5 protein-coding genes are annotated in these 6,745 nt (G+C 52.6%); 1 reads left to right on the top strand and 4 read right to left on the bottom strand.

What is annotated here, in order from left to right:
- Positions 1 to 453: 453 nt before the first annotated feature.
- Positions 454 to 933, top strand: a complete 480-nt coding sequence (locus tag H6F80_RS27250; protein WP_190794657.1) for a hypothetical protein — start codon at positions 454 to 456, stop codon at positions 931 to 933.
- A 34-nt stretch (positions 934 to 967) separates the two neighbouring features.
- On the opposite strand, the gene H6F80_RS27245 is transcribed toward H6F80_RS27250, so the two are convergent.
- From H6F80_RS27245 to H6F80_RS27230, 4 genes are all read right to left on the bottom strand, one after another.
- The gene (locus H6F80_RS27245) at positions 968 to 2,227 is read right to left on the bottom strand and encodes a glutamate-5-semialdehyde dehydrogenase (protein WP_190794656.1); all 1,260 of its coding nucleotides are present in this window, start codon (positions 2,225 to 2,227) and stop codon (positions 968 to 970) included.
- Positions 2,228 to 2,239: 12 nt separating this feature from the next.
- On the bottom strand, positions 2,240 to 2,647 hold the full coding sequence (locus H6F80_RS27240; protein WP_190794655.1) for a hypothetical protein: 408 nt from the start codon (positions 2,645 to 2,647) through the stop codon (positions 2,240 to 2,242).
- A 303-nt stretch (positions 2,648 to 2,950) separates the two neighbouring features.
- On the bottom strand, positions 2,951 to 5,107 hold the full coding sequence (locus H6F80_RS27235) for a GumC family protein (protein WP_190794654.1): 2,157 nt from the start codon (positions 5,105 to 5,107) through the stop codon (positions 2,951 to 2,953).
- A 162-nt stretch (positions 5,108 to 5,269) separates the two neighbouring features.
- Positions 5,270 to 6,745: polysaccharide biosynthesis/export family protein (locus tag H6F80_RS27230; RefSeq protein ID WP_242067595.1), on the bottom strand; the 1,476-nt coding region annotated here is incomplete at its 5' end.

The following is a 6,745-nucleotide window of genomic DNA, read 5'->3' as shown; positions in this document are numbered from 1 at the left end:
GAAGGCTGGCACAACAATCACCACACCTATCAGTACTCGGCTCGTCACGGACTGAAGTGGTGGGAAATTGATGTCACTTGGTGGATGGTCTGCGTTTTGAAATCTCTGGGATTAGCGAAGAAAATTAAGCTGGCTGAAAATCCGTAGCATTAGATTGATTTGAAATTCTGTTAAAAACTTTTCTCTCGCCCGTATCGTCGGGCTTTTTTTATGGCGATCGGTACAGATGACAAAAGTAGCCGATCATGGTTTAAATGATCATGCGGAATCCGGGCTGGAACTGATGAAGCTACCCGACTGTCAATCGAATTATCAGGACCTTTGAAAGAGAATCATCAGTTTAGAGAGAAAATAAATATTCTGTTGATCCTGCTGTAAATGGCGATCCTGCTGTAAATGATTGCTGTTGCTCTCAGTTTGCCCGACTACACGAAGAGGAATGTTCATCAGGCTATGGCTAAACGATTTTTAATTCTTATGGCTGGAGCGGCTGCCGCGATCGTCGCTGTCACGGGCTGCACCCAATCTGCCCCCACTGCTTCTGCCCCAGAGCAGCCGCAAACCGAAAATACCGCAACGGCAAATGCGCCCGCCGCAGAGAGCGAGTTCCGTGTGGTTGAAAACCCAACCCTTCCCGCACCGGGAGCCGACCCCCTGACCATGGTGGTTTCACTGCGTCCAGGCGCACCAGAACCGATCGGGTCAGAGCAAATTCGCCTCACCTATCCCTCACAAGACAAGGCGATCGTCACCGTCACCCAGTCTGGATTGCCCGATGATTCTGTCCGGGCAAAACGCACGCGCTATGAGCTAACCCCGGCCGAGGACGGCGCAAACGGCGAGAAACTCTGGAAGATTACGCAAGTCACTGAGCAAAACCGCTGCCAGCCCGGACGCGGAGCTGAAGACTGGACAGGCGATTTGTGTAATTAATTAGCGTCCTGAATCGGGCGTGATGAATCGGCTCCTAGCCCATTCCATTTCCCTGCACAATATGCTTCACCGTCGTTAGGGTTTCAAGACTGATCAGCCCACGACGGTGTCCTTTTTGGTTCGACATCCCCAGCACGATCGGGCTACCCCGCTTCGGGATGCGATAAAACCGGGGAGAGGCGTTGATATAGCTCATGGCACTGGTAATGCCCATCGCAAACTGGCGGCTCTCCTGGTAAGACTCAGTGGCAAGACAGTCGGCATGGCCGCTGCTGTGAGCATTCATCCAGGCGATCGCCGTCTCTAGCCCGTCTACCACCTTGAAGGCGATCGTGCTGTTGAGATAGGCCTGATTCCACTCAGATTCTTTTGCCTCTGCGGTAAAGATTTCGGGAAATTCGGCAATAAGTTCGGCATCCCCGCGCAGCTCAAAGCCTTTTTCCTTCAGGCTGTTCCAAAGCATCATTAAAGATGTGGTGCTGTGCTGCCGATACACCAGCACTTTTTCGATCGCATTGACCGCATCCGGCTCGCTCTGATGGCTATCTAAAATCATCCAGCGCGTTACTTCTAAATTTCCAGACGGCGACCAGTACAGGTAGCAGTTTCCGATCGCCGTTTTCAGCACCGGACAAGTTGCCTGCCGAATTACCTGCTGTACCAGGCTCGAACGTCCGTAGGGAATCACCAGATTCACGTAGCGATCGAGCGTCACCAGTTCTCGAATGTTATCTCCCTGGTCTGAGGGTAAATGCTGTAGCGCATCCACTGGCAGACCGGAATCCTCGATCGCCAACCGCAGCGTCTCGCCGATCACCTGATTGGAGTGGCTTGCCTCCGTGCCGCCCCGTAGAATTAAACTGTTTCCCGTTCTGATGCAGAGCCCGGCGGCGATCGCGCCCAGCTCAGGAAATGCCTCATACACCAGCGCAATCACGCCCAGCGGCATGAGCTGATAATAAGTCTGGCACTGATCGACTTGAAACGAGGGAATGTTGAGCACCTGCTGGGTGGGATCAGAAATCTCTGCAAGTCGCTGTAGGATTGATCCCGTAGTTTGCAGCCGCTCTGGGGTAAGCTTGAGCCAGTCCAGAATCAGTTCCGGCACTGCCATCTCACGGCTGATCTCCAGATCCAGCGTGTTTGCTTCCAGGATATCGTCCTGCCGCTCCAGGAGGGCTTCTGCCATAATTTGCAGGGCACGGCTGCGATCGATGCCTCTTGACCCGGCAAGCTGAAGAGAAGCCGCATAAGCCTGATGGGCAGCGGAGGTGAGATCCGGAGAAGCGTTCAAAGAAGTTCCTGCCTAACGTCTACAAGCTAGCCACAGCATCAAGACTAACATCATCGACAGCAACAGCGCAGCAATGACGCGAAACGCAACGCTAGCACTAATCGGAAACTGAAGGACAGTCAGCAGCAGCAAAAATACCAGCCCAAAGATCATCAGCAGCGTGATGGGGAAATAGCCTCTGCTTAAGCTGGAGTGGGCGACATTCCACTGATGCCCTGTCCATCGCCAAGCTCGCTTATACGGATAAGTGGTCGAAAGCTGCTCAATCACCTGACCATTATCCTGCACTACGAAGATTTGCTGACAGCGTGTGCAGCCAAAGGCTTCGGTCAACGTAATGGGCGTGAGACGACCCCGACGACGACAAGGACAGGGATAGTCTGCGGTAGTGTCAATCTTGTGAGCTTTTTGGGGTTGCACAGTCAGCTTAGGTGAATGTTGCTTACTAAAAACGGACAATAAGCGCGAATCAGAACGCTAGGAGGCAGCCTGAAGAAAGAATTACCCCGCTTACCGCTTAGGGGGACTGCTTCGCTGCACTACCCCGACTTGTAGTTTCCTCAGCGAAGCTGCTCCCCGTTTAGAGGATTCGATTTCGCTTTGTCCAATGTTAACACTCTCAATCTAGCTCAAACTCCGTAGACGCTCACGATTATTAACGGTCTTTTTAACTCATCAAGGGGTCGAGCAAGGCAAAGCACAAATGACCAAGCATGAATTGTTTTACCGACCGTTTGCGACCAGCCCTAGCAGGCGGGCGCGAGCATGGCTCAAACTCTCGATCGCCTTTGCAGCCGCGACTTTGTCCGTTTTATGCAGGCGCACGACCAGAAGCAGACTGTCAGCGTGGACAGAGAGCTGAAGCGCATCTGCCAGCCCATTTACAGGGGGAGCGTCGTAGATCACCAGATCGAAGGTGTCTTTTAGCTTGTTTGCTAGGGCATGCATTCTGGGCGATGAAAAAACCTGAATGGGATCAAGCGTTGTCTCCCCGCTCGGCAGAATGTAGAGGGAGCTGTCCGGAAGCGGCTGCTGAATCACGTCTTTCAGAACTAGATTTGAGGAGAAAAGCTCCCCTAAGCCTCTTGTTTCCGAGAGCTGGAGCCGGGTTTGAAGCTGGGATCGTCTTAAATCAGTATCCACCAGCAAGACCCGTTGCCCCATTGATGCTGCAGTTTGGGCAAGATACCACGCTATCGTCGATTTGCCGTCTCCAGCCTGAGCAGAAGTAATGACGATCGTTTGCATCGACTGCCCAGAGCTAGACTGCATCATTTGCAGATTGGTTTGCAGCAGTTTAAAGGATTCCTCAAATTCAAACACATCGTAGTCGTCCGGCTGAGGCATAAACGGCAGGCTGCTGCTGAGGCTCTTGCGGATTGCCCTAAGCTGGGTTTTGATCTTTCGCAAAAAGTTCTTTCGACGCCGCGATCGGACGCTGTATTCCACACCCAACAGATCAGACTGCAGCGGAATTACTGCCAAAACGGGCAGCTTAAACTTGCGGCTGAGGGCGTCTGCGGTGTGGAATGTCTTGTCCATTTTCTCCACCAGGAAAGCAGTAGCCACACCGAGCGCAAGGCTAGCAGCAACCCCAATGAGTAAACTGCGAGTCGTATCGGGACCGCGACTGGCAGCAAGCTGTGGCGGTGGCTCCACAAGCTGCCAGGGAATTTCTTTTTGTGCCGCTTCTACCTGGAGGTTTTCCCGCGTGGCTAAAAACCGATTCAAGCTTTCGGTAGCAATCTGGAGTTCGCGCTGCAAGTCGGTATACTGGCGAGAAAGCCCGGGAATTTGCTGAAACTCCTGGTCGAGCGTGTTTTGAGTTTCAGCGATCGCCTGCTGCTGGACTTGCAGAATTTGAATTCGATTACTAATTTCTGCTGCCTTGCCGCCGATCGCTTGACGTGCCTCACTGCCGAGTAGCCCCAACACATTTGCCTGTTTTTCGCGCAGTACTCGAATGGTGAGACTATCATCCTGAAAGCGCGTTCGCTCCAGCGCAATTTGGGTCTCTAACTCTCGGAGTTGACCGACAAGCTGCTGGTATCCTGGAGAACTATTAAGTGTAGCGATTGCCCCTGTTTCTTCCTGCAGTCTAGCAAGTTCAGCCTCTGCCTGCTGTAGCTGTTGATCGAGTTCAAGCTGCTGCTGGGCAAGCTGTTCAGATTGGGCAATAACCTGCCCCGCCTTGCCATCAGGGTCAAAAAATTGGTTGTTTTGTCGAAATGCTTGCAGTCTGAGTTGAAGCTCATCAACCCGTTCCTGAGCAGAGTTGAGCTGATTCTGCACAAATTGCAGCCCCTGCCGCAGGTTAGTTTGCCGCTCGTTCAGGCTGTATGACAGATAGTCTTTAGAAAGTTGCTCCAGCACTGCCGGAACTTCTGCCGGGTTCATGCTTTGATATTGCACCTGAATGATCTTAGTGCCCCGGAGCTGGCTGATTGATAGTCCTTGCACCAAATTGTTATAGGTCAAATTGGGATACAGAGGACGCAGCTTTTCAATGCTTCGATCGAGTAAACCGGGACTTTGCAGCACTTGAATTTGGGTATCGTAGTCCAGCTCAGAAGATGGATTGTTATTGTTGTTGCTGCCATCCGCTAGTTGAGCATTAACGTTGTTAACTGGTTCAACAAGGAGCCGGAACTGACCCACATATTCTGACTGCTGCTGCAGCGCGGTACTCACGAAATAAGTCATGCTAATTAGCCCAACTCCGGCAATGATCCACCATCGCCGCTGCACCATTTCCCAGAAATTGATCGCATCCTCAGAAGTGCTTTGCCCCTGGGGGACGGTCGTGCCTCGAATCAGTGCATTTTTAGGCACACTGCCATTCTTTTCGATCGCGATCGGTTTCGGTTCAGCGTCTCTCATGGTAAATGTCATCCTTAATCTATAGGGCACTCGGGACACTCAGCCGAGGGAAAGCGGTAAGGCAGGGGAAAATCGAAGTGAGGAATATGGGTGAGGATGAAGGCTGGTTTACTGCAACCCTTGGAAGACATAAAACAGCGGTCGTTAAACGAGCTGTTCAACCTAGAAAAGACCAAATACAGGCAGAATACGGAAGACTGGCTCCAGGATACTTGTAGCAGTATCAGAGAAGCTTGCAAGCCCGTTGCGGCGGACGCGAATCACATCGTTATTAAAGAGAATCGGATTCGTTTCAGGATCAACGGGGCGATCCCAATCCACCTGGATGTCGCGCTGGGTTATCGTCCCATTTGGATTAATGCGGATAAGCTGAACGGTGCGGCGTGACCGTCTGTTAAACCCTCCGGCAGCCAGAAGTGCCTGGTTCAGAGTCGTGTTTGCCGGAACCTCCACTGATCCAGCACTCGATGCTTCCCCGACAATATTGACGCGAATGCTGGTAGGCGAAACGTTGGAACTCGTCAGCCGTGTCATTTCCTCTGGAGTCATCGCTTCTGCTTTGGCAACCGTAATTCGATCGCCAGGCTGCAAGATCAAATCCTGACTCAGATCGCCCGCCGTTACGAGTTGCCAGAGGTCGAGCGTTGTGGTTTGCACAGTGCCGTTGCGTGCCGATCGCTGTACCTCGATCTTGCGTAAGTCTGCTTCCGGCGTGACACCGCCTGCTGCCTGGATTGCCTGCGTTAATGTGGCACGGTTTCCTGCTGCACTCTCTAATTTATATGCACCTGGACGACCGATTTCCCCAATCAGGGCAATATTGATTGACTGGGCTTCATTGGATGCCAGGTTAGATGCGGCAAGTTGCTCTGTTTCTGCGGCGTTCATGCCGTCAGTTGGCGCGATTACGATCGTATCGCCATCGCGCAGCGTCACGTTTTGGCTCAGGTCGCCCTGTTCTAGCAACGCCCATAGATTGACTGAAATCGTTTCGAGACCGCCATTTGGCCCAGCTCGCCGCACCTGCACCCGCCGCAAATTAGCAAGCTGAGTCGCGCCTCCCGCCGTTTGAATTGCCTGCGCTACGCTGGGCAGCTGAGCATCAGTGGATGCAATTACATAGTAGCCAGGCTGTCTCACTTCCCCAGCAACCCCAACTCGCAGAGGACGAGACTGCGCTAAACTCACTGTGACCCGGATATTTCGCAGTTCGCGACCGTATACTGCGGCGATTGTTTGCTCTGCCTCACTCAGCGTCAATCCTGCCACTGATACATTGCCCACCGCAGGCAAATTTACCGTTCCATCAACCAGGACACGCTGTGGACCGCTATATTCCGGCACATTAAACAAATCCACCTGGATCTGATCGCCCGGACCCAGACGATAAGTTTGGTCGACTGCCTCAGCAGGCAGTGGATTAGTTATGGTTTGAGGCGTACGAGCCGGCAGCGGTGTTGAAGCTGTGAATTCCGTTGAGCTTGATTGAGTTGAAGAAACTGGTTTTGTTGCGGGAACAACAGAGATAGCAGGCGGAGCAACTGCGGCTGAGGCAAGTTCTGAAGGTTGAGACTCTGAGGGTTGAGACTCTGGGGGTTGAGACTTTATTGTCTGTGCAGTTTCGATCGCAACAGGAGC

The sequence above is a fragment of the Leptolyngbya sp. FACHB-711 genome (assembly GCF_014695615.1).
In the GTDB taxonomy this organism is placed as follows: domain Bacteria; phylum Cyanobacteriota; class Cyanobacteriia; order Elainellales; family Elainellaceae; genus Leptolyngbya_A.
Note: the sequence above shows the minus strand (reverse complement) of the source record. Positions and strands in the feature narration are given on the sequence as shown.